This is a genomic window from Stenotrophomonas sp. AC248, from assembly GCF_979258185.1.
In genome coordinates this window covers 631,895-656,609 of record NZ_OZ409840.1, presented here as the reverse complement: position 1 = coordinate 656,609, position 24,715 = coordinate 631,895, and the positions used below count along the sequence as shown (strand labels likewise).

Sequence of the window (24,715 nt, the reverse complement as noted above, 5' to 3'; positions counted from 1 at the left end):
TCATGCCTTTTCCAATGTCAGTAGTACAAGGTAGCGGTAGCGAACAGACCCTTGGCGCGCTGCGTATCGCCGCCGCCCAGGGCGAACCGGTACTGCACGGCCAGGTCCAGGTAGGACCGCGCCGCGTTGTAGTGGTCTTCGCGGAACCAGTAGCGCACGCCCACGCCGGGGCCGGCACCGAGCGACCAGCTGCGGTCGGTGTCGGACAGGTCGAACGATTGCGCGCCGATCAGCGGGTAGGTGATGCCGCGCACCTTGGAGCGCTGGTCGATCCAGTCCGCGCCGATCACCAGGTACGGGCTCAACACCCAGCGGGTCTGCTCGGCACCGAAGCGGTAGCTGCGGCCGGCGCGCAGTTCGGCGGCACCGAACCACTGCTGGCGACGCAGGCGACCGTCGGAGTCGGTCAGCCGCGCCACGATGTCGCCGTTGCTGTCGATCTGATCCACGGTGAAGCGCGCGCGGTTGTCATCCCAGGTAAAGCCGGCCTGGGCGTACCCACTGAGCGTCCACCACTGGTTGACGTCGGTGCGCACACCGGTGCCTTTGTAGAAGCCGTAGGTGAGGTAGGACATCCAGCCGCCGGCGTTGTCCTGCAGACGGTAGCGGGCCGCGGTGGTCATCTGCAGCGGCTGGCTCGATTCGATCTGGATCCGGCACTGGATGGCGGCCGAATCCGGGTACACGCCACCATTGCGGGTGGCGGTGCCGAGGAACTGGCGGCGCTCGATGCCGGCGCTCAGGCCGGTCTGGCCGAAGGTGTAGCGCGCGCCGAACGCGCCGATGGTGGACGGCCACCCGGCGATCGACCGCGAGCGGCTGAGCCGCTCGGCGCGCGTGCGGGCATCCTCGCTGGGAATGCCGGTGCACGGGTCCACCGCCTGCAGCGATTCGAAGGTGCCGCCTTCGTCATACAGCGTGTTGGCCAGGCGCGCATACAGTTCCATCGTGCCGTGCTGGTTGTTGAGTTTCTGCGGCCGCCAGAACGCTTCGAGCGTGCCGAACACCGAGTCGCCGGGCGTGCTGATCGCCGCACCGCCCAGGTTGGTGGCGGCCTGGCGCGCGCCGCGATAGCCCGCCGACAGCGTCATGCCCCATTCCCGCGAATAGTTGGCGATGGAGCTGCGCGTGTTGTAGCGCTGCGCGGCATCCAACGGCAGCGTGCCGGCGTCGGCGCTGTCGATCGCCCCGCGCAGCAGCGTCACCGCCTGCGGGTGCTGGCCGAGTGCCGCGTTGGAATAGGCCTGGTCCAGCACCACCGTGGGCGGTGCCTTGCCGGTTGCCTCGGCCGCCTGGAAATCGCCCAGTGCGCTGCGCGGATCACCCGCGCGCTGGTTGAGGTAGCCACGCTGCATCAGCAACCCGGCATCCTGCGGCGTGGTGGCCAGCGCGGTATCCAGGCGCTGGCGGGCTTCTGCCTGCTGGGTGCGGTCGCCGGCGGCCAGCGAGGTGGTGAGCAGCGACTGCAGTGGCGCGCTGTCCTGCGCGGCCTGCACGGCCTTGCGCGCTTCTTCGATGGCCTGCTGGTAGTCCTGCCGACCGTAGGCGGCATAGGCACGCTGGGCGGCGCCGCCCTCGCCCTGCAGGTCGGTGGGGGTCAGTTCGCATTGGGTGCCGTAGGGCGTTTCGCGGCACTGCTGGATCGGCGCGGGATAGCTGGTGTCGGTGAGCGCCACGCCCGGTCGCGCCGAGCGCATCGAACGGGTACGCAGCGCCACCGCATCGGCGATGGCACGGCGCGTATCGGCATCTTCGTCGGCCAGCGGATCGGTGCGCAGCGGGGCCAGCAGGCGCTCGGCACGCTCACGGTCACCCGCGGCCAGCGCCGCATCCACCGCCAGCAGGCGCACGTTGCGTTGCTGCTGGCCATCCAGCCAATCCTGGGCCAGCACGCGGTCGAAGTCTGCATTGGCCTGCGCGCTGCGGCCCAGCCGTTGCTGCAGGTAGCCGCGCATCACCAGCGCGTTGGTGTCTTCATTGTCCTGTTTAATCGCATCGGACGCCGCATCCACCGCCTCGGGCAGCTGATTGCTGAGCAGCAACGCGGTCATCAGCAGCAAGCGATGGCTGCCCGACTCCGGCGCCAGTTCCACCGCTTGGCGCGCAGGTGCAACGGCATCCTGCGGACGCAAGGCGATCAGCGCCTGGTAGCCGGCCTGCGCCGGTACGACTGCCTGCTCGCGTTTGATGCGCAACTGCGCGGCAAGAATATCGGTGCGGTTCGGCGCGCCCAGCGACAGCGCGGTGGCCGCCGCCTGCTGCGCCTCGTCCAGCTTGCCGCCGGCCTCCAGCGAGGCCACCCACAGGATCGCCCAGGCGCCCTGCTGCGGTTGCTGGCGGAAGGCCTGCTCGGCCTTGCTGGCCGCTTCTTCCATGCGGTCGCTGTTGAACGCCTCGTAGGCCTGCGCCGCCAACGGGAAGGCGCGTTGATAGGCCAGCTCGGCCGCGGTCGGGCGTGCGGCGGTGGCACCGCGCACGCCGGTGGCGGGGGCCGTGCCGGCACGCGGTGCAGCGGCGGCCAGGCCCGGCAGGGCCGGGTCGGTGATGCCATCGGCAAGTGCCCGTCGCGCCAGCGCGCGCGCCTCGTCGCTGCGGCCCAGCTTCTGCGCCGCGTAGATCTGCAACAGGCGCAGGCGCGCCACGTCGGGCCGCAACCGCACCGCTTCGCTGGCGGTACGGTAGGCCTGTTGATAGTCGCCACGGTCGTAGGCACCGAAGGCCTGTTCGGCGATGCGGTAGGCGTTGCCCGACAGCGGCAGCGATTCCTGCGCATGCACGCTGGCACTGCCCAGGCCGATCAGGCTCAGCGCGATCACGCTGGAAAGCAGGGTGGTTCTCATGCCTTCAGCTCTCCGGTGGCGCTGTATTGGGGTTGGCCCGAGCGGCGGTGCTGCTCGCGCACTGCTTCGGCAATCGCCGCTTCGGTGGCGACACCGTGCTTGACCAGATAGTCGCCGATGCGGCCGTCGCGCTGCGGCTTGTATTCGTCCAGCACGCGTTCGAACTGGTCGCGTGCGATCAGCCGCATCTCCACCAGCAGGTCGCCCAGTAGCGGCACGGCGTCGATGCGGTAGGTTTCACCGCTGATCAGGCGCAGGCCCGCATTGATTTCGCTTTCGCGCGCGATCGACTGCGTCAGTGCGGTGGCATGCACATCGTGCAGCAACTGGGCCTGCTCGGCCTCGCTGAGCGGGTTGGCCACCGCGACCGACAAGGTATCGGCGGTGCTGCCCGGCAGCGGCAACAGGCGCCACTGCACGCAGGCTTCGACCGAGAGCGGGAACTGCCCGGCCTGCAGGTAGTCGACATCGATCACCGCGCGGGCCAGGTCGCCCTGGAAGGCGATCGCCTCGGCCAGGGTTTCATCGTCCAGCCAGCCCTGCGACACCAGGATGCGGCCCAGCGGTTGCTGGCGTCCGCCCTGCTGTTGCTGCAGCGCCTGCTCCAGCCGCTCCGGCTCCACCGCCTGCCAGGTGGTGAGCAGTTCGCCCAGGCGCTTGCGGGTCTGCACCAGCTGCGAGGCACTGGGGAAATCGTGCATGGTCTTGTCCCACACCATGCGCTTGCCGAACAGCAGGTACAGCAGGAACATCCGCCACGCGCGTGCGGTGGCCATGAAGTTGATCATGTTGCCGACCACCATGCGCGGGATCGACATCAACCCGTGTTCCCAGCCGTACAGCTTGTTGACGAAGTAGAAGCGCTGCACCACGCGGGTGGCCAGCGCGGCGGTGGTGATCAGCGCCACGTTCATCTGCCAGGTGCCGGCCTGGAAGATGGTCGGGAACTGCGTGGTCCATACCCCGGTCACCTTGAGCAGCCAGAACAGCAGCAGCTGCAGGAAGATGATGTAGGCGATGATGCTGATGAACGAGGTGACGATGCCCTTGCGGTCGCGCGCCAGCAGGTATTTGGTGGCCAGCGAACCGCGCCAGCCCAGCGTCTCCCAGCTCTGCAGGCCGATACCCAGCACCCAGCGTGCCTTCTGCCGGTACGAGGCGCGGAAGTTGTCGGGGAAATACTCGCGCACGCACAGCGCCATCGACTGGGTGCTCTCGCGCACCGGGCCCCACCCGAACCACGACGGCCGGCGCACGCGGAACTGCACCGGGAAGCGGGCGAAGATCGAATGCATGCCCATCGCCGCCAGCCGCGCACCCACGTCGTAGTCTTCGGTGAGGCTGTCGGTGTTGAACGGCTGGTTGTCGGTGGCCTCACTCAGCGCCAGCAGCGCCTTGCGCGAGAAGCAGGTGCCGACGCCGGCCGAGGGCACCATGCCGGACACGCTTTCGCGCACCACCAGGTCCTTGGCATGCCATTCGGCGAACTCGTCCATGTACACGCCGGCGATCAGCTCGTACCACTCGCGGTCCAGCGAGGTGACCGGCAGCTGGATCATGTCCTTGCGCGGCAGCAGGTAGTTGAAGAAGCGCAGCTCCATCGGGTGCAGCACGTCTTCGCTGTCGTGCAGGATCACCCCGGCAAATTCGATGTCGTGGCGCTTCTCGTAGTCGAAGATCGACAGGATCAGCCAGTTCAGGCAGTCGGCCTTGCTGGTCGGGCCGGCATGCGGCACTTCCACGCGGCGCAGGCGCTTGTAGCGCCGCCGCATGCGCTCCACTTCGGCGATGGTCTCGGCGTCGTTGGGATAGGTGCCGACAAAGACGATGTACTCGCGGTAGTCGAGCACATCGATCATGTTCTCCACCATCTGCGCGATCACGTCGTACTCGGCCCAGGCCGGCACCATGATCGCCAGGGGTTGTTCCGGACGCTGCAGCAGGTCCTGCTGGGTCAGCGGGCGGTATTCGCGGCGCTTCTTGACGGTCAGGGTGCGCCAGCTTTCGCGCACCCAGTACCAGATGTCGATGAACAGGTCGTCGAGGCTGGAGATCAGGATCAGCACGGCGACCGCCGCTGCCACTGTTTCCAGGGCAGCGTAGTAGTTGGCCAGCTGGATGTTCCAGAACAGACCGTCCACGGCCGGTCAGTGACCGTTGCTTGCGGACGTGCGGCGACGACGGACCTGGGTTACACGGGCCGCCAACAGCGCGAACACCACCAGCCCGACCAGGACCAGCAACCACACCATGTGCTGTTGCCACCAGGGCTGCGGATTGCCGCTCTCGGCCAGGCGCGCGCCATAGGGGTCGTGGCTGTCGAAATCGCTGACCACGCCGCTGCCGTCGAGCACGGCCAGATCGCCACGCAACAGACGGAACGGCTGGTCCAGCGCCGGGCCCTGCGCGCCGAGGTCGTTGTAGAGCACGCCGGTATGGCCGCCCCCGTCCACCACCTGCACGGCTGCGGCACGGTCCAGGCCGGCCAGGTCGAGCAGCGGCTGGGTGGCACCTTTGACCACCAGGCGGCCGTCCTTCAGACCGGCCGGCGTGACCCCGGAGGGGGCCAGTGCGAAGGCCAGGTAAGGCCGCCCCGGGCTGATCGCGGTACCGGCAGCGACCACCTTCAGTTCAGCCGCCTGCGGCGACACGCCGACCGCGCTGGCGATGGCGATCACCTTGGCCAGCGACGCCGGGGCGTCCTGCAGCCAGCTGGCCGGCACGAACACCTCATTGGCGTGGGCCAGCTGGCTGGCGGCACCGACGAAGTCGGCGTCCAGGGTGCGCTTGGCCAGCGTCAGGTGGCTGCTGGGCAGGATCGATACCGGGAACGCGGTGGCCGGGTCATGGCAGTACGGACGCGCCGGCTGGCGCAGGAAGCTGATGCGCACCTCGTTGCGTGCGGCCAGCGCGTAGGCCGGCACCTTGGCCACCAGCCGCTGCGGCTTGCCGTCGGCGGCGAGCACCTTGGCGCCCAGCAGGTAATCGTTGAAGTAGAGGCTGGCCACCGCGCCCTGCCCGGCCGCGTTGGGTGCGGCGGACACATCGACCACCACCTGGTCGGGCAGTCGGCCGTCGGCCGACAGCGCACCGAGTGCGAAGCTGGCGGTGCGATCGCCGCGGGTCACGATGTCCAGGGTGCCGGCGATATTGCCCAGGCGGCTGAGCAGGACCGCGTTGTCACCCACCGGTGCCGGGCTGGCTTCGGCCACCTGCAGGGTGTGGCCCAGTGCATAGGCGCGCCACTGTTCACTAAGCAGGCCGGCCACCTTGGCGCCGGCGTTGGCCGCCACCACCAGGGTCGGGCGCCCGGCCACGGCGGCGACGCTGACCGACGCGGTGCCGGTGCCCTTTTCCAGCGCGGCCATGTCGCTGCCCCGCCAGGCGGTGAAGGCGCTGGCGGCATCGCCGCCACTGGCACCGACCTCGGTGGCCAGTGCATCCAGGGCGGCGCGCACGCCGGCACGCAGCGGGTCGGTACTGATCGCCACGTCGATGGCCAACGGACCGCTGTCGCGCAGCGACAGCAGCGCCCCGACTTCGGCCAGGCTGGCAATGCGATGCTGGGTGCCGCCTGCGGCCAGCGCCGCATACGCCGGCACGCCCTGCAGGCTGGCCGGAATGGAGACGCCGGTGAGGTCCACCGTGCTGCCCACCACTGGCAGTGCCACCACGTCCACCTGCTTGCCGCCGTTGCGCAGCGCCGCGCCCACCCGCCAGGCGGCGTCGTAGGCCGGTGCCTGCAGCGCCTTGCCATCCACCAGCACGCGCACGCGCGTCGGCAGTGCGCCCCAGGCCTTGGCCACGGTGTTCACCGCACGCCCATCGAAGCGGTAGCTGAAACGCGAGTCCGGCGACAGCCGCAGCACGTTGGCCGGCGCGCTCTGGTCGGCGCAGCGGTAGTCGGACACCACCGACCACCAGCCCACGGCCACGCGGACGAAGCCGTTGTCACGCGGCAGGCCATCGATGGCCAACAGCTGGCTGGCATCGCCCTGCGCATCGGTGATCGACCGCGCCGCAACCGGGTCGCCGTCGACCGACCACAAGCCCGAACTGCGCCCGGTATGACCGCGTACGTAGCGGCCATCCAGCTGCAACTGCGCGTCGCGGGTCGGCACGCCGGCCGGGACCGGCAGGTAGATTTCGCGCTGGCTTTCCTGGCCGCTGAGGGTCAGCGGCTGGCGGAAGCCCAGCTCACGCAGCGTCATGCTGCGCGTCACGGTGGCGTCGGCCGCCCACTCGGTGAACTGCCCGGCCGCGGTGTCGGCGGCGTAGGCAGGACTGAGGGGGAGTGCCAGGACCAGGGCCAGCGGTAATACCTGGGGAAAACGAGCGGTACTACGGTTGGTCGGGGTCATGGCGTCACTTCGGAAAGGGAGGATTGGGACAGCGGCGCCGCATGGGCGGCCACGAACTCGTCGAACGGTTCACCGCGCAGCGCGGCAACGATCCGCGCCGAGGCGCGTCCGTCGCCGTACGGGCTGGCATCGGCGATGAAGTGCGCCGCCACCCGCGGCCCGTTGCAGGCGTCGTGCACGGCAGCCACGATCCGCGCCGGATCGGTGCCCACCAGGCGCACCACGCCGGCCTGCACCGCTTCGGGGCGCTCGGTGACATCGCGCATCACCAGGACCGGGCGGCCCAGCGCCGGGGCTTCTTCCTGCACGCCGCCGGAGTCGGTCAGCACCACATGCGCACGCTGCATCAGGCGCACGAAGCTGAGGTAGTCCTGCGGTGGAATCAGGTGCACGTTGTCCAGCCCGCCCAGATGGGCATGCACCGGCCCCTGCACGTTCGGGTTGAGATGCACCGGGTACACGATCTGCAGGTCGTCGCGCAGGGCCAGCTCGGCCAGCGCGCGGCAGATGTTCTCGAAGCCGCCGCCGAAGTTCTCGCGGCGGTGGCCGGTGACCAGCAGCAGCTTGCGCTGGCTTTCCAGGAACGGGAAATGCGCGTCGATCGAGGTGCGCAGCGTCGCGTCCTGGTCGATGCGTTCGACGGTCTGCTTGAGCGCGTCGATGACGGTGTTGCCGGTCACGCTGATCCGCCCGGCCAGGTTTTCCTGTTCCAGGTTGTAGCGCGAGCTGTTGGTGGGGGCGAACAGATGATCGGCGACCACGTCGATCACGCGGCGGTTCATCTCCTCGGGCCACGGCTGCTGCAGGTCGCCGGTGCGCAGGCCGGCTTCCACGTGCGCTACCGGAATGCGGCGGTGGAAGGCGGCCAGCGCCGCGGTCATCGCCGTGCTGGTATCGCCGTGCACCAGCACCCGGTCCGGCTGTACCTGTTCGTAGAGCGCGTCGAGTTTGGCGAACAGACGGGAACACAGCCCGTTGAGGGTCTGGTTGGCGACCATGACATCGAGGTCGTGATCGGGGTGGATGTCGAACAGCGACATCACCTGGTCAAGCATCGCCCGGTGTTGGCCGGTGATGCAGACAAGGGACTCGATGCCCGGCGCGGCATGCAGCGCGCGGACCAGCGGTCCCATCTTGATGGCTTCAGGCCGCGTACCAAAAACAGATAGAACCTTCACCCGACTGCTCCCTGTGATGACCAACGACTGTGACTTCCATCACGCAAATCGTAGGCCAAGTGCGGCGAGCTAGCCAGTGCAACGTGATGGACATCACATTTCCCCGGGAAAGTGACGCTGTGCGTCACTTATTGCCCCGGAGCACGGCTCATTGTGGCGCTTTTGTCCGTGTCACCCGGGTGAAAGCTCGAACACCTGGCGCAGGTAGGCCAGGTAGCCGGGGTCATCGCACATGCTCTTGCCCGGCGAATCGCTGAGCTTGGCCACCGGCTGGCCGTTGCAGCGGACCATCTTGATGACGATGTTGAGCGGGGTCGGCCCCAGGTCGTTGGTGAGGTGCGTGCCGACGCCGAAGGCGACCTGGCAGCGGCCACGGAAGTAGTCGAACAGCTGCATCACCTTCTCGATGTTCAAGCCATCGCTGAAGACCAGCACCTTGCTGCGCGGGTCCACGCGGCGGTCCTTGAAGTGCGCGAGCATGCGATCGCCCCAGGCGAAGGGATCGCCGGAGTCGTGGCGCACGCCATCGAACAGCTTGCAGAAGTACATGTCGAAGTCGCGCAGGAACGCGTCCAGCCCGACCACGTCGGAGAGCGCAATGCCGAGATCGCCGCGGTATTCACGCGCCCACGATTCCAGCGCGGCCACCTGCGAATCGCGCAGGCGCGGGCCCAGTGCCTGGAACGCCTGCAGGTACTCGTGGGCCATGGTGCCGTGCGGGGTCATGCCGTACAGGCGGGCGAAATGCACGTTGCTGGTGCCCACGAACTGCGCGCCCAGCGCGTCGCGCATCATCGGCAGCATGCGCGCATGCCATTCACGCGAGTAGCGGCGGCGGCTGCCGTAGTCGGCGATGCGGCACAGCTCGAAGCCGGGCGTGTCGCGCAGCAGCGCGGTCTTGGCCTGCAGGCGGCGCTCGCCTTCGGCGAAATCGGCGGTGGTGGTGTTGCGGAACCACACCTCGTTGATGATCGCCAGCAGCGGCACTTCAAACAGGATGGTGTGCAGCCAGGGGCCGGTGATGTCCAGCTCGATCTCGCCGGGCACGCTGGCCGACGGCTGCAGCCGGATGTACTTGCGGTCCAGGTGGAACAGGCCGAGGAAATCGGCGAAGTCCGCTTTGACGAAGCGCAGGCCGCGCATGTACTCCAGCTCTTCGGTGCTGAAGCGGAGCTGGCACAGGTGGTCGATCTCGGCGTTGATCTGGTCGATGTAGCTGGCCAGGTCGATGCCGGGGGTGCGGCACTTGAACCGGTACTGGACCTGGGCGCCGGGATGCTGATGCAGCACCGCCTGCATCATGGTGAACTTGTACAGGTCGGTGTCGAGCAGGGACTGGATGATCATGCGGCGATTATGCGCCTGCGTGGATGTACCCACCAACGGTGGGTACCTACCGGGTGCGGCGATTATGCGCCTGCGTGGATGTACCCACCAACGGTGGGTACCTACCGGGATGCGGCGATCAGGCGCCTGCGTGGATGTGCCCACCAACGGTGGGCACCTACCGGGATGCGTGCCCACGGTGGGCCATTACCGCGCGCGCAGCAGCCGTGGAATCTGCACGACCGCGTGGGCCCAGATCGCGGCGAACACCGCGCCCTGTACCGGCAGGCTGCGCTGGTCGGCTTCGAACTTGCGGAAGTAGCGCCACAGGCCGCGGTGCTTGTGCCATTCCACGAAGAACGGCCGCGAGCGGCTGGACACCCCGCGCACGTGCACCGCCTGCAGGTCGTTGGCGATCGCCACCAGCGCGCCGGCCTGGCGCACGCGACGGCACAGGTCGAGGTCTTCGGCGTGCAGCCGATAACCGGCATCCCAGCCGCCGATACGGTCGAACAGGGTGCGCGGCATCAGCAACAACGCCCCCGACAGCGCCGGCACCGGCTGCAGCGGCAGGCTGTGGTCCACCGGGATCGCCAGCTTGGCGCCCTGCCCCGGCGAGCGCAGCATGGCCCCGAAGTCCGGATCACGACGGCGCACGGCCGGATCGGGCTGACCCTGCTCGTCGACCTGTTCCATGCCCAGCAGGCAATCGCCGATGGCCATGCCGCGTTCGCACAGCGCGGCCAGGGTGCCCGGCTCGACCAGCAGGTCGGGGTTGATGAAGGCCAGCCACGGTGCGCGACTGTCGGCCACGCCCTGGTTGTTGGCGGCCGCGAAACCGGGGTTGTCCGGGTTGGCGATGAAACGCACGCGCGGGTCGGCGGTGGCGTGGCGTTGCACGATATCCAGGGTGGCATCGGTGGACCCGTTGTCGACCACCCGGATCTCGACCACGCCGTCGGCCCCGCGCAGCCTGGCCAGACAGGCATCCAGCGTGCTCGCGCTCTGGTAGCTGACAACGATCGCGGCGATGGCAATGCTCACACGGGTCACTCCGGAAGGGATGCAGGCGGCGGGGCGAACAAGTCGCCCTGCGAACGCGGCATTATCGCCTGCCGATGCAGCTGCTGCAGGGTTTCACGGGTGCTGCGCAGCGGGTCGGCCATCAGGAACGCGGCCAGGCGGGGCTGCCAGCCCGGCCAGCGGGTGCCCAACGCGTCCATGTCGCCGTCGAACGCAGTGGCTTCGCCGGCGCGCGCCACGAAGGCGGTTTCGCACAGCGCATTGCGCCAGCCCAGCCCGGCCATGCGCAGGCTCAGGTCAACCAGCGCGGCATTCCACGAGCCGTAGCTGTGCATGTCCAGGCCACCGGCCTTGCGCCGGGCATTGGCCCGCAGCAGTACCGCGTGGGTCACCGCCGAGGGCAGTTCAGGGTGCATCGGCGGCAACCCGGCGCAGGCCTGGGCCATTGCGTTGAGGTCGGCCGGTACCGGGTCGATCTCGCCCAGCCGTGGCCAGGCCGCGGTTTCACCGGCGTTGCACCACGGCGTGGCCGAGCCGATCGACGGGTCACGCGCGAAACAGGCATCCAGCTGCTGCAGCCAGCCCGGCGCGGGAATGGCGTCGGGCGCCAGCACCACCACGTCGGCGCCTGCGCAGGCACGCAACATCTCATCCAGGTGGGCCACCTCGCCGATGCTGCGCGCGCGCCGGGTGTATTCGGCACGCAGCCGGGTGTGGGCCAGCCAGTGCTCGATCACCGGCTGTACGCGCGGGCCGGCCTGGCCGTCGTCGGCCAGCCATACCGCGGTGTCGGCCGGCGTGCCGGCGTCCAGTGCGCCCAGGCAAAGATCCAGGGCGGTGTCATCGACCCCGATCGGCAGCAGCACGATCGTCCCCATCGGTCCCCCTGTCTGCGGCACGCGTGGCCGCAGCGTAGCTCAGTTCTTCGGCTTCTGGTGGTTCGGGAACGGCTCCATGGCACGGAAGCGGTTGCTGTACTCGTCGGTGAGGGTGCGCGATTCCTGCGCGTTGCGGACGATGGTCGGGGTCAGCAGCACGATCACTTCCGAACGACCGGTGTTCTGGGTCTTCCTGCCGAACAGGGCGCCCAGCACCGGGATCTTGCTCAGACCCGGAACGCCGTTGGAGCCATCTTCGTCGGAGTTGGTGATCAACCCGGCCAGCATTATGGTGTCCCCGCTCTGCACGGCCGCTTCGGTGGAAATCTTGCGCGTGTTGATCGGCGGGTTGCAGGTGGTCTTGGTTGGATCGCAGCCGGCCGGAATGGCACCGGCCGAGCTGACTTCCTGCACGATGTCCAGGAACACCACGCCATCGCGGGTAATGCGCGGGCGCACCTTGAGGATCACGCCGGTGTCCAGGTACTGCACCTGGCTGTAGGTGTTGTCGCCGCCGGTGCCGGTGTTGACCGACACCGAGTTGATCGGGATCTGGGTGCCCACGTTGAGCGTGGCTTCGGCGTTGTTGCGCACGAACAGCGACGGGGTCTGCAGCAGGCGCAGGTTGCTGACCTTGTCCAGCGCCGTCACCACCGCCGCCGCGTTCTTGCCGAGGAAGGTCCAGCCCACCCCGCCATCGCCGACCGCGCCGGAAATGCTGCCCCAGATCGAACGCCCCAGCGCGCTGGGCAGGTCGATGCCGCTTTCGGTCTTGCCGGTGGCCACGGCCTGCTCGAAGAACCAGTTCACGCCGTAGCTGAGGTCGCCGGTCAGCGACACTTCGGCCACCTGCGCTTCGATGTGGACCTGCATCGGCATCACGTCGAGCTTTTCAATCACCTCGCGGATCGACCGCCAGGCTTGCGGGGTGGAGCGCACCAGCAAGGTGTTGGTTTCTTCCACCGCCGAGATACCCACGGTGTCGCCCTGCACTTCCAGGCTGAAACTGGCGTTGCCGCTCTGCCGCTGCGGCAGGCTCAGGGTGCCCTCGCCCAGCCCGCCGCGGCCACTGCCGCTGCCGGACCCGGTGTTGAGCGAGGTGCTGTTGTTAGCGTTGTCGCGGCCGCCCAGGTCCATCTGGGTGGCGCCCGGTGCCAGTGAACCGCTGCTGCCGCGCCCACCGCGGCTGTTCTCGTTGGCGAAGGCTTCGGCCAGGCGCTCGGCCAGGTCCTTGGCCTTGACGTAACGCAGCTCGTAGGAGAACAACCGTGCACTGCCACCGGCGGTGTCGATGCGCTCCAGCCACTGCTGGATCTGGTCGAGGTAGCGTGCCTGCGGGGTGATCACCAGCACGGCATTGGCGTTCTCCAGCGGCAGGAAGCGGAACATGCCGGCGCTGGGCGTCTTGCTTTCCTCACCGAACACTTTCTCCAGGTCAGCGGCGACCTGTTCGGCCTTGCCGGTCTGGATCGGGAACACGCCCACCGACATGCCCGACAACCAGTCGACGTCGAAGATCTCCACCGTGCGCAGGTAGTTTTCCAGTTCGCTGCGGGTGCCGCCCAGGGTAATGACGTTGCGCCCACTGTCGACGTTGACGATGGCGTTGGGGCGCGCGTACGGCTCCAGCACCTTCTTCATTTCGGTGGCCGAGATGTACTGCAGCGGGATCACCCGCACCTCGAAGCCGCGCGCGTTGGCCGCCGGGGCGGTGCTCGGCGCGACGGTGCCGGCCAGTGCCTGGTCGGCGGCGACGATGTTGTAGCGGCCACCGCTGTAGACCATGCGCGCGTTGTTCCAGCCCAGCACCATCTCCAGCAGGTTCAGCGCCTGCGCCGACGACACCGGCTTGGGCGTGGCCAGGGTGACGGTGCCCTGCACGCCGGGGGCGATGACGTAGTTCTGGCCGAGCATGTCGCCCAGGATCGCCTTGACCACCGCGTGCACCGATTCCCCTTCGAAGTTGAAGGTGGCCGTGCCATTGCCGGCCTGCCCCAGCGACGGTGCCGCGGCAGCCGCCGCGCTGCGGTTGATCATGGTGCCGGTGCCGCGGCGGATGACCGGCTGCGGTGCACCGGTGGCTTCCAGCGGTTCGGCATTCACGCCGTCGCGGGAGCCGTCCCCGGCGACCACCTGGTGGCTGTCGAGCACGGCGTTGCGGCGCACTTCCGGTGCAGGCACCGTGGCGCAGCCGACCAGCACGCTGGCAAGCAGGGACAGGGAGAAGAGACGCGGTGAAAAAAGGCGCAGTGTCATGCTGTCACTCTAAGGGTTCTGGCCGGAGCCGCCCGCGGGCGGTCGCTGCGATTGTTGTTGTTGCTGCAGTTGCTGGCGGCGCGCCTGGATGCGCGCACGGATGGCCTGCATCTGTGCATCACTGGGGCCTTGGGCCGGGGTAGTGGGCGCGGCGGGTGCCGGCGGTGCCGGTGCCGACGGGGTGGCCACCTGCACCGGCCGCACGGGCTGGCCGGGCGGCGGCGGCGGCGGCAACGGCATCACCCCGGCGCCGGCCGGCGGCACCGCGCCATTGACCGGGTTGCCCAGCACGGTCGGCGGCTCGCCGCCCTGCCCGTTGAACACGGTCAGTTCCAGCACCTGGGTGCCGCCGGGGCCACTGACCGTGGCGCTGCGCGGTTCCAGTGCCAGCAGCTGCCAGCCGTTGACCGGGTCGCCGTTGAGGCGCAGGCGCAGCGACTGCTTCTGGTCGGTGGTGAGGATGGCCATGCTGAATTCGGACGTGAGCAACACCCCGGTCAGGCTGACCGCACTGGACGCGCCCGGCTCGCTGCCACCGAGCAGGTACGGACGCGGCCGGCGGTCTTCGGCGAACAACGGGCGCGCGCCGATCTGGGCGTAGGCTTCGGCCGACCCGATGCGCTCCGGCGAGGCCGCCGGCAGCACCGGCAGCGGCGACGCGGTGCGGTCGCCCTCGGCGGCCACCGGGAGGTGGCTGCCCAGCCCGAACAGGCTGGCGATCCAGATCGCGGCGGCCCATGCCACTACGGTGGCCAGCCACCAACTGCGCAGGGAGGTCAGCTCAATCTTCATGGTCGGCCTCCGCAGCAGCGGCGGCGTCGGCAGCCGCATCGGCGGCATTGGTCGCGGTTGCGGCCGCATCCTCGGCGGCCTGCGCTGCATACGCGGCTGCGTTGGCGCTGGCGTCTGTCCGGGCGTCGGCGGCGGCCTGGGCATCGGCCGGCGCGGGTCCGGCCGGGGTCAGGCCGCTGCCATCGGCCGGCATCGCGGCACCGGCCGGCGCCGGCGCGACCGGATCTGACGCGCCCCCGGGCTGAAGGTAGCCCACCAGTTCGAAGGACACGTCCAGCCCGGTGCCGGTTTCATTCGGCGATTGCTGGAAGCGCTGTGCGAGCAGGTTGAGGTTGTTGACGAACAGGCGCGGGCTGCCGGTTTCCAGGGTGTACAGCACGGCGGCCATTTCCGGAATGCCGCAGCGCAGCCGTACCTGCAGCGCCACCTTGGGGAACACGGCATCGGCGCTGGTGTCCTGCAGCGGCGAGCGGTTGCTGATGGTGCAGCTGCGGTTGCCGGGGCTGGCCGATGCCACGGCGTCCTGCAGGCGCGAGGACAACGCTGCGGCGGCCGATTCGGCAGTGGCCTCTCGCAGGAAACCGGGCCGGCCTGCCAGGGCGGCCTGTGCCTGCTGCAGCCCCCGCGCGACGGCGCCGCGCTGCTGCAGCTGCGCCTGCACGCGCTGATCGCGCTCCTGCAGGTCACTGATGTCCGTGTTGATGGCCAGCAGTGGCCGGGTGAACCACGGGTGCACCAGCACCAGGTAGGCCAGTGCGATCACCGCCAGCAGCAACGCCAGCGCCAGCCAGCGGTCACGGCGTGTGGTCGGCATTGCCATCGGCACCCTCCGCGACAGGTGCAGCGGCGGGCGCTGCAGGGGTGGCACCGGGCAACGGCTGAAGTTCGGCGGTCAGCGTGAAGCGGTCGCGGCCGGCCGCGCCACCATCGGCCTGCAGCACGCCGGTCAGGTTGACCTTGCGCCAGAGCGGCGAGTCCTGCAGCAGCGGCACCAGTTGCGACGCCTCGCGGCTCAGCCCGATCAACTGCAGCGAATCGCCTTCCACCGACAGCTTTTCCAGGTAGGTGCCATCGGGCAGCAACCGGGTCAGTTCATTCCACAACTCCACGGTGCTGGCATGGGCCATGCGTTTCTGTTCGAGGAAGGCCGCGCCTTCGACCAGTGTCTGCAGGTGCTGGCGCTCGGCGGCCACCTGACGCGCATCGCGTGCGGCCGCGTTGACCTGCTCGGCCAGCGCATCGGCCGCGGCCTGGCGGTTGTCCAGGATCTGCTGGCCGGCCAAGGCCAGCAGCACCAGCGCCGCCAGCCCCATCAGCAGGTTCCAGCGGCGCATCGGATCGCGCTGGGCCTGCCGCTGGTCCAGCGGCAGCAGGTTCACCCCCAGCGGCTGGCCCTCGGCATCGGCAATATCCACGCCGGCCAGGCCCTGCGCCCACGGCCCCACCTGCTGCGCCCACTGCTCCAGCGCCTGGCGTGGCATCACCACCAGTTCCACCTGCAGCTGGCCGTCATCCAGCGCGCCCAATTCGCGCACGTCGAAGCTGACCTGCGCCGGTTCAAACGGGGTCTGGCGATCGATCTCGAACCCCACCACGTCGCGCAGGCGGCTGGCGGCCGCGGCCGGCAGGCGCAGCGGGCGGCGCAGTGCGGCCGCGGCCGGCAGCAGCCAATGCCGCGGCAGCGTGCGCAGGCGCGCATCCAGGCGCTGCTCCAGTGCAGCCGGGGTCTGTGGCCAGGGCAGCTCCAGCACCCGCTCGGTACGCAGGCCGCCATCGCGCAGCACGTGCAGCTGGTCGCCCTGCTGTTGCAGCAACAGCCGCGAGCGCGACCAGCCCAGCGCCCACTGCCAACGCTCGGGCAACCACGCCAGCAACGAACGCCGCCACCAGCGCAGGCCATTGACCACGCCCGGCGCCATCTGCCCCTGTGCCCGCACCAGAGTGTCCCGCCATGCCGTCATCGTGCTGCCATTCCCTGTTCCCAACGAAGGACTGTGTAAGTGGTTCCCGGCGTGCCGGCGGTCCCCGTCCGCACCACGCCCCGCAGAACCGATACCTTGCCGCGTTCATCCGTTGCGCGGCTCTCGATACTATAGGTGCCGCTGCCACTGGCAAGCGCCGCACCGCCCACTTTCGCATCTTCACCGGCCTGGGCCCGTTCGCGTTCGGCAAGCAGCCGCGGAGCATCCAGCCCCAGTGCGGTCAACACCGGACCGGCCGCGAAACGCGGATCCGGACGCGACTGCCGACTGTACAGGGTCAGCATCGGCTCCAGCTGTTCATACAGCGTGGCATCCATGCCGAGCACGCGCTGCAGTTCGCCGAGTGTCTCGAAGCGGTTGTTGCGCGGGCCATACGGCAGGCCGGCGGCGACATATTCAGGCAATTCGGCGCCGCCGCCGGGCTGCTTGAGACTGTCGGCATCGCGCCAGTCGACGATCGCGCCAGCCAGCGGGCCGGCACGTTCGGGCGCCACCCCCATCGCCGCGAGGAACGCGCGCAGCAACGTGGCGTCGGCCAGGTTCAGGTTGATCTTGCCGTTCTCGTCGACGATCCGCAGGTCGATCCGGCGCTGGTCGAATTCCCAGCGATAGCGGCGGCCATCGGCCACCCACGGTGGTCGGGTCGCACTGGGCTGCAGCCGGTACAACGCGTACTCCAGCCCCGCACGTGCGTGCTCCTGGCCGATGGCGTCGTCGTTGATGACACGCTGCTGCATGTGTTCGATGCGGGCGCTCAGCGCGAACGCGCCGACCACCGCGGTAAGCAGCGCGATCAGCCACAGCACCAGCACCAGCGCGGCGCCGCGCGCGCGCGTCATGGGCGCGCTCCGCGGGGCTGCTGTGCCAAGGCCACCACCATGGGCGGCCATGCCGGGCCCTGGCGTGGGGTGACGCTGATGGATACCAGGCTGGGCAGGCGGCGGGTGTCGTCCCAGCGGTCCTGCCACTCCCCCAGTTGACCGTTGCGCGGGTCGATGCCGCGGTAGCGGAAGGTCACCGCGCGCAGCGCATCGGCCAGTGCCTCGGGCGGGCGCGGCGGTGTCTCTTCGATGCGCTCGCCGTTCTGCACCAGGGTCAGCGCCAGGTCCAGGCGCTGCGCGTCGCCGCTGCCCCGCACCTGCAGTTCGTGTACATATGGGCCACCGCGGCCGAGGTAGCCGGGCAGATCGGACACGAACAGCATGTGCTGCGGCTCGCCAAGGAAGTACACCGGTTCGCGGGTGGGGTCCGGGGGCGTGGTGGCGGTCAGCATGGCCATCGACAGGCGCCGCCGCAGGAAACCTTCCACCGCCCGCATGCGCTCGTTGTGCGCGGCCATCTGTTCGCCGCGCTGGCTGATCGCCAGTGCCGAGCGCACGGTGGCGAAGGCCAGCGCCAGCCCGCCGACCAGCAACGCGGTGGCCAGCAGCACTTCGATCAGGGTGAAGCCGCGCGCCGCACGGCTCATCGCGGCGTCCCCGGGTTGGCGGGCAGCAGGCGCAGGCTGCGCCATTGCATGCGGTCGGCGTCGGTATCACCCCAGGACACCTGCAGGGTCAGCTGCGCCAGGCGCGGACCGGCCACGGTGTCGGCCACCGGCAACGCGTCGGTGCGCGGCTCTTGGTACGGCGCCACCTGCAGCTGCCAGCGGTAACGCCCGTCTTCCCATTCCCCGCTGCGCTCGCCGTCCTGCAACGGCTCGACCACGCCGGTGACGGCCAGCAGCGATTGCGCATGCAGCACCGCACGGCTGCGCAGGTCGGCCTGCTTGATCTGCCGCGAGGCCCCGGACAGGCTGCCCAGCAACAACGTCAGCGCCAGTGCCAGCACCGCGAAGGCCACGATCACCTCAAGCAGCGAGTAGCCGCGCTGGTGTTTCATGGGCCCTCCCGCCGTGGGCCCGAGCGTACGTCGCCGGTAATCCAGCCCACGTCGATGTGCCAGACCGCGTCGCGCACCTGCAGGTCGATGCTGCCGCCGCTGGAGGCGCCATCGGGGTAGAACGCGATGGCGCCCTGGCCGGCAGCGGTGGCCACTTCGCGCGCGCCGCGGAAGCGCACCTCCAGGCTGGGCGGCACCGTGCCGTGGCGACCGTTGGCGGCCTGCCAGGTGCGTGCCTGCGGGTCGATCAGGAAGCGCTGCCGCTCACCGGTGGCGATGGCCTGGGTGCGGGTGTAGCGCAGCTGGCTGGCCAGTTCCTTGCCGGCATTGCGCAGCCGCATGCCGTCGATGCCGCCGTTCATCGCCGTGGCGGTGACCGCCCCGATGATGGCGATCAGCGCCACCACCAGCAGCATTTCCAGCAACGACAGCCCGGCCACCCGGCGCGGGGAACGCGGCGGGCGGCGGGGCATGGGCAGGCGTGGCAGGGCGATGACCAGCAAGCGGACTTACTCGTACTTGATGTCGGCGTCGTAGCTGCTGCCACCCACCTTGCCATCCTTGCCCAGGCTGATCAGGTCGAACGGCTGGCCTTCGCCGGGTGCGCGGTATTCCAGCGGGTGGCCCCACGGGTCGTTGAGTTCGGCCGGCTTGGCATACGGGCCCAGCCAGCCGCTGGTGCCGCCGGGCTGGGTAACCAGGTCATCAAGCTTGGCCGGCAGCTTGCCGGTATCCAGCTGGTAGTTTTCCACCTTGCCGGCCACGGTCTGGACCTGCGATTTGGCGATGTTGGCCTTGCCGCGGTCGGCACCGCCCAGCACGCGGCTGCCCACCAGCGTCAGCACCGCGCCGATCAGCACGATCACGATGATGATTTCCAACAGGCTCATGCCGGCCTGGCGGCGCGGCGAGGTGAAGCGGATCAGGCGGCGTTGCATGCGGCAGGCTCCTTGCAGGGTTCAGGGGAATGCGAAAGCGCCATCGTCAGCCGATGGCATTGGTCAGGTCATACAGCGGCACCAGCACGGCGACGATTACCAGCCCGACCACCGATGCCAGCACCAGGGTGATCACCGGCACCATCGCCGACAACAGGCGGTCGATGGCGCGTGCGCTTTCCTGCTCGAAGGTGTCGGCGGTCTTGAGCAGCATGGTGTCCAGCGCGCCGGATTCCTCGCCCACCTGGATCATCTGCAGGGCCAGGCGGGGAAAGCGTTTGCCGCGTGCCAGCGACACCGACAAGCCGTTGCCGTTCTTGACGTCGTCGCTGGCCGCATCGACGTCGGCGGCCAGCGCGCGGTTGCCCAGCACGTTGCGCGCGATGCCCAGCCCGGCCAGCAACGGCACGCCGTTGCGCAGCAGGGTGCCCAGAGTGCGCGCCAGCCGCGCGGTTTCCAGTTTGGCCAGCAGCGGGCCGATGCCTTTGCGCTGCAGCAGCCAGCCGTCCATCGCCAGGCGGAACGCCGGCTGGCGCAGCTTGCGTTCGATCACCAGCAACGCCAGCGCCGGCACCACGATCATCGCCAGCCAGCCATCGCGCACCACCAGCCCGGCGGCCAGCACCCACTGGGTGAACCACGGCAGGGCCACGTCCAGGCTTTCGTACATGAGCGCGAACTGCGGCACCACGTAGCCCAGCAGGAACAGCAGCGCGCCGCCGACCACCGCCAGCAGGATCGCCGGGTAGATCAACGCGTTGATCACCCTGCCCTTGAGTTCGGCGCTGCGCTCGAGGTACTCCGACAGGCGTTGCAGGGTGTCGTGCAGGCTGCCGCCGGCTTCACCGGCACGCACCATGTTGATGTACAGCCGCGAAAACAGCCCGTGCTGGCGTTCCAGCGCGGTGGACAGCGGCGCGCCGCCGCGCACCACGTCGCGGATGTCGGTGATGGCGCGACGGCTGCGCTCGTCTTCAGGCAGGTCCAGCAGGATGGTCAGCGCACGGTCCAACGGCTGCCCGGCCCCCAGCAGGGTGGCCAGCTGCTGGGTGAACTGCACCAGCGCGGCGCCGTCGAACGGCTTGCGTCGCAGCAGTGCGGCCCACGAGGTGGGCGTGGCCGACGCCTTCGCTGGCCAGGCGCGCTTCCATCGGCAAGTGGCCCTGGTCCTGCAGGCGGGTGACCACGTCGGCCTCGCTGGCGGCCTCCATCTGCCCGTCGAACAGTTCGCCGTGCGCGTTGAGCGCCTTGTAGCGGTACAGCGCCATGCTCAGCGGCCCGCCGGCCAGGGACGATGCATGCGCATCAGGATTCCTCGGTCACGCGCAGGATTTCCTCCAGCGTGGTGTGGCCCTGCAATGCCTTGGCCAGCCCGTCCTCGTACATCGTGCGCATGCCGGCCGCGCGTGCGATCTGCTCGATCTCGCCCATGCCGGCGCGACGCATCACCGCGCGGCGCAGCTCGTCGTTCATCACCAGGAATTCCATGATGGTGGTCCGGCCAAGATAGCCGGTGGGCGCGATCGCCGAGGGCTGCGCGCGGTACAGGAAAATATCGCCCTGCGGCTGCAGGCGACGCAGGCCGAACTTCTCGATCTCCTCCGGTGAGGCCAGGTAACGCTGCGCGTGTTCGGGCTCCAGCCGGCGCACCAGGCGCTGGGCCAGGATGCCGTTGATAGTGGAGGTAAGCAGGTAATCTTCCACGCCCATGTCGAGCAGGCGGGTGATGCCGCCGGCGGCGTTGTTGGTGTGCAGCGTGGACAGCACGAGATGGCCGGTGAGCGCGGACTGGATGGCGATGCGCGCCGTTTCCAGGTCGCGCATTTCGCCGATCATGATGATGTCCGGATCCTGGCGCACGATGCTGCGCAGTGCGTGGGCGAAGTCGAGCCCGATCTGCGGCTTGGCCTGGATCTGGTTGATGCCTTCGATCTGGTACTCCACCGGGTCTTCCACGGTGATGATCTTGACGTCGGCGGTGTTGAGCTGGCTAAGCGCGGTGTACAGCGTCGTGGTTTTGCCCGAGCCGGTCGGGCCGGTGACCAGCAGGATGCCGTGCGGCTGCTCGAGTACCTTGCGGAACTGCGGCAGGAACGCATCGGTGAAGCCGAGCCGGTGGAAATCGAAGACGACGGTATCGCGATCGAGCAGGCGCATCACCACACTCTCGCCGTGCGCGGTGGGCACGGTGCTCACGCGCAGGTCCAGTTCCTTGCCCTGCACGCGCAGCATGATGCGACCGTCCTGCGGCAGGCGGCGTTCGGCGATGTTGAGCCGGGCCATGATCTTGACGCGGCTGATCACCGCGGCGGTGAGGTTGGCCGGCGGGCTTTCGCCCTCGATCAGCACGCCGTCGACGCGGTAACGCACCTTGAGGCGGTTTTCGAACGGTTCGATGTGGATGTCCGAGGCGCGCAGTTCGAAGGCGCGCTGGATCACCAGGTTGACCAGGCGGATCACCGGGGCCTCGGAGGCGAGGTCACGCAGGTGTTCGATGTCGTCGACCGCACTGCCTTCGCCATCGGCGGTTTCGACGATCGCCCCCATCGCGCTGCGGCCCTGGCCGTACCAGCGCTCGATCAGGTCATCGATTTCCGAGCGCAACCCGACATGCAGCCGCACCGGTACGCCCATCGCCAGGCGCACGGCGTCGGCGGCATAGGGGTCCTGCGGGTCGCTGAGCCACAGGTCCAGCACGCCATCGTGCAGGGCCAGCGGACAGACATGGAACTGTTTGAGGAAGCGCAACGACAGCGGCAGTGCATCGAGCAGCGATTCGGGGGCCACTTCGGGCACGGCACGCGCGTCGAGCAGGGCCAGCCCCAGCACCTCGGCGCTGGCCTGGGCGTGGTCGCGTTCGGACACCAGGCCCAGCCGCACCAGCAACTGCAGCAGGCTGCCGCCGGATTCGCGGTGCAGCGGACGTGCCCGCGCCAGGTCGCCTTCCTTCAGGCGCCCGTTGCGCAGCAACGCTTCGACGATGCGGGTTTCCGCAGTGGTTTCTGCAGTGGGATCGTGGGCAACCGCGTTCACGAAGCTCTCCTGGCGACCGCATGACTTTAGCAGTTCGGCGGGTCGCTTTACGTGCCGGTGCGATGTGAAATCGACACAGCCCGCAGGACCGCCGTATGCCCGGGTAAATGGCGACAGGCATGACCAGGGAAAGACAACGCATCCACACGGGGGTAGAGCCACCCCATGGGTGGCTGCGCGTGGTGCACGATCAGCGCGGCAGCCACCCATGGGGTGGCTCTACCCGGAGGATGATCGCCAAAAAAAATGGGGAGCCGATCACAAGATCGGCTCCCCAAGAACCACACACCCGTTACTGGTTGGCGATGACGCTGACGCCGCTGAACGCGGACTCGCCGACCAGCTTGATGTAGTACGTGCCCGCCACCGGCGCGGTGAAGCGCACGGTTTCACTGTTGCCCGGGCGGGTCGACTTGGCGTCGAACACCGTCGCGGTCGGCTCCTTGCCCTGGCTGACGTACACCGACACGTTGCCGCTGCCGCCGTAGGTGAGCAGGCTCAGCACCTTGCCGGCCTGCGCGTCGAAGCTGTACAGCACTTCGCTGCCACCGGCACCGCTCAGACCGCCCACGGCCACCTTGTTGGTCAGCGGGATCGCGGTGGGACCGCAGTTCTCGGTGCACTCTTCCTCAAGCGCCTTGGCCAGCGCGGCCTTGGCGTCGACGATGCCGGTGCCGATCGGGGTGGCCGCCGGGATGGTCACCGGGAACTTGCGTGCGGTTTCCTTGAGCAGGGTTTCCAGCTGGGCCGGGGTGAACGCGTCGCGGTTGTTGGCGATGCGCGCGCTCTGCACCAGGGCCGCCACCGCTGCCACGTGCGGCGAGGACATCGAGGTGCCGCCCTTGCCGCCGTAATCGGAGGTCCCCAGTTCCGGCGAGGTGGTGCTGCTGGAAATGGCCTGCCAGATGTAGCCGCCCGGATTGCCGTCGACGCTGCCACCGCCACCCGGGGCCGACAGATCCACCGCCGCGCCGTAGTTGGAGTAGTAGGTGATGCCGCCGGTGATGCGCGTGGCGCCCACCGCAACGACGTTGTTGCAGTTGGCCGGACGTGCATTGGAGACGTTGCCGCCCGCGTTGCCTGCCGCCACCACCACCAGGGTGCCACGCGATACCGCACCGTTGATCGCGGCCTGGTAGACCGGGTCGCAGGCGCCGCTGCCGCCCAGGCTCATGTTGATGATCTCAGCCGGGTTGGCGTTGGCCGGAATGCCCGCCACGGTGCCGCCCGAGGCCCAGGTGATGGCATCGGCGATGTCGGCCAGGCTGCCGCCGCACTTGCCGAGCACGCGCACCGGCAACACCTTCGCCTTGTACGCGACGCCCGCCATGCCGACGCCGTTGTTGGTGGCTTCGGCCACCGTGCCGGCCACGTGGGTGCCGTGCCAGGAGCTGTCTTCGGCCAGCGAGCCGGTGTAGCACTCGTTGTCGTTCTCCACCCAGTCGCCGTAATCCAGTGCACCCGGGACGCGGGCGTCGGTCGGGCGGCGCGAGGTTTCGGCATCGCTGATGAAGTCGTAGCCTTCCAGCAGGTTGCCGCTGAAGTCTTCATGGTTGGGCAGGATGCCGGTATCGATCACCGCCACCACCACGCCCTCGCCCTGCGACACGTCCCATGCCGACGGCGCGTTGATGCCGCCGGTGGCGTTGCCGAAGTGCCACTGGTACTGCGCGTAGTACGGATCGTTGGGCACCAGCTGCTTGGTTTCGGTCGGCTTGGCGCGCAGGTCGGCGCGCTGCATGCGCGCATTGACCACGGCGTATTCCACGGTCGGGTCGGCCTTCAGTTCGGCCAGCACCTTCTGCAGTTCGGCATCGCCCAGGCGGCTCTGCAGGCGGATCAGGTCGGCACCCACGCCGAGCTTGCGCACCACCTGCGGGTTGAGCGCACCGGCGCGCGCCGTGCCACCGTTGAGGGTGGCGCGCGACAACGCCGAGTTGACCACCGCCAGCTTGGCCGAGCGGTCCGAGGCCGCGGCGCTGCCGGCGCGGTACTTGACGATGATGCCGTTGCTGCTCTGCTGCGCGGCAGTGGCCGGGCGCTTGGGTTCCTCGGTACGCGGGCTGGCGGCGAACGCCGAGCCGGCCGAGATCGACAGCAGCGCGGCTGCCAGCACGTTGATGCGAAGGTTCTGCTTACTGGTCACGTTGAAATCCTCTTCAAGGTCATGATCAAACGACTGTTCAGGCCAACATTCCATGCGAGTTCCCTGGCCGGCCCTGGCCAG

General features: G+C 69.0%; 17 protein-coding genes and 2 pseudogenes. All 19 read right to left on the bottom strand.

Going from position 1 to position 24,715, the window contains the following annotated elements:
- Nucleotides 1–17 precede the first annotated feature (17 nt).
- Nucleotides 18–2,840, bottom strand: coding sequence for an NfrA family protein (locus ACZ0AE_RS02880; protein ID WP_463600348.1), 2,823 nt, complete (start codon nt 2,838–2,840; stop codon nt 18–20).
- Nucleotides 2,837–4,981, bottom strand: coding sequence for a glycosyl transferase family protein (locus ACZ0AE_RS02875; protein ID WP_463600347.1), 2,145 nt, complete (start codon nt 4,979–4,981; stop codon nt 2,837–2,839). Before ACZ0AE_RS02875 ends, ACZ0AE_RS02880 begins: the two co-directional genes overlap by 4 nt.
- 6 nt (nt 4,982–4,987) lie before the next feature.
- Nucleotides 4,988–7,201 carry a hypothetical protein gene (locus tag ACZ0AE_RS02870; protein WP_463600346.1) on the bottom strand — a complete coding sequence of 738 codons (2,214 nt, stop codon included), beginning with the start codon at nt 7,199–7,201 and terminating at the stop codon, nt 4,988–4,990.
- Nucleotides 7,198–8,379, bottom strand: coding sequence for a non-hydrolyzing UDP-N-acetylglucosamine 2-epimerase (wecB, locus tag ACZ0AE_RS02865; RefSeq protein WP_448132986.1), 1,182 nt, complete (start codon nt 8,377–8,379; stop codon nt 7,198–7,200). Before wecB ends, ACZ0AE_RS02870 begins: the two co-directional genes overlap by 4 nt.
- Before the next feature lie 171 nt (nt 8,380–8,550).
- Nucleotides 8,551–9,726, bottom strand: coding sequence for a nicotinate phosphoribosyltransferase (gene pncB / locus ACZ0AE_RS02860; RefSeq protein ID WP_447591849.1), 1,176 nt, complete (start codon nt 9,724–9,726; stop codon nt 8,551–8,553).
- Between the two features lie 186 nt (nt 9,727–9,912).
- Entirely contained in the window at nt 9,913–10,749 is an 837-nt protein-coding gene (locus ACZ0AE_RS02855; RefSeq protein ID WP_447591847.1) for a glycosyltransferase family 2 protein, read from the bottom strand.
- A gap of 5 nt (nt 10,750–10,754) precedes the next feature.
- Nucleotides 10,755–11,606: a glycosyltransferase family 2 protein gene (locus ACZ0AE_RS02850; protein ID WP_313425302.1), complete on the bottom strand. Its 852-nt coding sequence runs from the start codon at nt 11,604–11,606 to the stop codon at nt 10,755–10,757.
- 39 nt (nt 11,607–11,645) lie between these two features.
- Nucleotides 11,646–13,862, bottom strand: coding sequence for a type II secretion system secretin GspD (gene gspD / locus ACZ0AE_RS02845; RefSeq protein WP_463600345.1), 2,217 nt, complete (start codon nt 13,860–13,862; stop codon nt 11,646–11,648).
- A 9-nt stretch (nt 13,863–13,871) separates the two neighbouring features.
- The gene (locus ACZ0AE_RS02840; protein ID WP_463600344.1) at nt 13,872–14,654 is read right to left on the bottom strand and encodes a hypothetical protein; all 783 of its coding nucleotides are present in this window, start codon (nt 14,652–14,654) and stop codon (nt 13,872–13,874) included.
- 163 nt (nt 14,655–14,817) lie between these two features.
- Nucleotides 14,818–15,474 (bottom strand): annotated as a pseudogene (gene gspM / locus ACZ0AE_RS02835) (type II secretion system protein GspM); the annotation flags it as partial.
- Nucleotides 15,449–16,615 carry a PilN domain-containing protein gene (locus ACZ0AE_RS02830; protein ID WP_463600343.1) on the bottom strand — a complete coding sequence of 389 codons (1,167 nt, stop codon included), beginning with the start codon at nt 16,613–16,615 and terminating at the stop codon, nt 15,449–15,451. The gene ACZ0AE_RS02830 and the pseudogene gspM, both read right to left, overlap by 26 nt.
- Nucleotides 16,612–17,475, bottom strand: a complete 864-nt coding sequence (locus ACZ0AE_RS02825; protein WP_463600342.1) for a type II secretion system minor pseudopilin — start codon at nt 17,473–17,475, stop codon at nt 16,612–16,614. The genes ACZ0AE_RS02830 and ACZ0AE_RS02825 overlap by 4 nt, the downstream gene beginning before the upstream one ends.
- A complete protein-coding gene (locus ACZ0AE_RS02820) occupies nt 17,472–18,104 on the bottom strand; it encodes a type II secretion system protein J (protein WP_463600341.1) in 633 nt (210 codons plus the stop codon). Before ACZ0AE_RS02820 ends, ACZ0AE_RS02825 begins: the two co-directional genes overlap by 4 nt.
- Nucleotides 18,101–18,517, bottom strand: a complete 417-nt coding sequence (xpsI, locus tag ACZ0AE_RS02815) for a type II secretion system protein XpsI (protein ID WP_463600340.1) — start codon at nt 18,515–18,517, stop codon at nt 18,101–18,103. The genes ACZ0AE_RS02820 and xpsI overlap by 4 nt, the downstream gene beginning before the upstream one ends.
- Nucleotides 18,514–18,990: a type II secretion system protein XpsH gene (gene xpsH, locus ACZ0AE_RS02810; RefSeq protein ID WP_137191088.1), complete on the bottom strand. Its 477-nt coding sequence runs from the start codon at nt 18,988–18,990 to the stop codon at nt 18,514–18,516. Before xpsH ends, xpsI begins: the two co-directional genes overlap by 4 nt.
- Before the next feature lie 36 nt (nt 18,991–19,026).
- The gene (gspG, locus tag ACZ0AE_RS02805) at nt 19,027–19,455 is read right to left on the bottom strand and encodes a type II secretion system major pseudopilin GspG (RefSeq protein WP_038690559.1); all 429 of its coding nucleotides are present in this window, start codon (nt 19,453–19,455) and stop codon (nt 19,027–19,029) included.
- 46 nt (nt 19,456–19,501) lie between these two features.
- A pseudogene (xpsF, locus tag ACZ0AE_RS02800) lies at nt 19,502–20,723 on the bottom strand (type II secretion system protein XpsF).
- Nucleotides 20,724–20,760: 37 nt separating this feature from the next.
- A complete protein-coding gene (gene gspE / locus ACZ0AE_RS02795) occupies nt 20,761–22,488 on the bottom strand; it encodes a type II secretion system ATPase GspE (protein WP_038690563.1) in 1,728 nt (575 codons plus the stop codon).
- A gap of 292 nt (nt 22,489–22,780) precedes the next feature.
- On the bottom strand, nt 22,781–24,634 hold the full coding sequence (locus ACZ0AE_RS02790; protein WP_038692525.1) for a S8 family peptidase: 1,854 nt from the start codon (nt 24,632–24,634) through the stop codon (nt 22,781–22,783).
- Nucleotides 24,635–24,715 lie beyond the last annotated feature (81 nt).

Excerpts from the sequence above, each read along its gene's own strand:
- ACZ0AE_RS02880 (WP_463600348.1), bottom strand. The coding sequence starts at position 2,840 with ATGAGAACCACCCTGCTTTCCAGCGTGATCGCGCTGAGCCTGATCGGC.
- ACZ0AE_RS02870 (WP_463600346.1), bottom strand. The coding sequence starts at position 7,201 with ATGACCCCGACCAACCGTAGTACCGCTCGTTTTCCCCAGGTATTACCG.
- pncB (WP_447591849.1), bottom strand. The coding sequence starts at position 9,726 with ATGATCATCCAGTCCCTGCTCGACACCGACCTGTACAAGTTCACCATG.
- ACZ0AE_RS02850 (WP_313425302.1), bottom strand. The coding sequence starts at position 11,606 with ATGGGGACGATCGTGCTGCTGCCGATCGGGGTCGATGACACCGCCCTG.
- gspD (WP_463600345.1), bottom strand. The coding sequence starts at position 13,862 with ATGACACTGCGCCTTTTTTCACCGCGTCTCTTCTCCCTGTCCCTGCTT.
- ACZ0AE_RS02840 (WP_463600344.1), bottom strand. The coding sequence starts at position 14,654 with ATGAAGATTGAGCTGACCTCCCTGCGCAGTTGGTGGCTGGCCACCGTA.
- ACZ0AE_RS02830 (WP_463600343.1), bottom strand. The coding sequence starts at position 16,615 with ATGACGGCATGGCGGGACACTCTGGTGCGGGCACAGGGGCAGATGGCG.
- ACZ0AE_RS02825 (WP_463600342.1), bottom strand. The coding sequence starts at position 17,475 with ATGACGCGCGCGCGCGGCGCCGCGCTGGTGCTGGTGCTGTGGCTGATC.
- ACZ0AE_RS02820 (WP_463600341.1), bottom strand. The coding sequence starts at position 18,104 with ATGAGCCGTGCGGCGCGCGGCTTCACCCTGATCGAAGTGCTGCTGGCC.
- xpsI (WP_463600340.1), bottom strand. The coding sequence starts at position 18,517 with ATGAAACACCAGCGCGGCTACTCGCTGCTTGAGGTGATCGTGGCCTTC.
- xpsH (WP_137191088.1), bottom strand. The coding sequence starts at position 18,990 with ATGCCCCGCCGCCCGCCGCGTTCCCCGCGCCGGGTGGCCGGGCTGTCG.
- gspG (WP_038690559.1), bottom strand. The coding sequence starts at position 19,455 with ATGCAACGCCGCCTGATCCGCTTCACCTCGCCGCGCCGCCAGGCCGGC.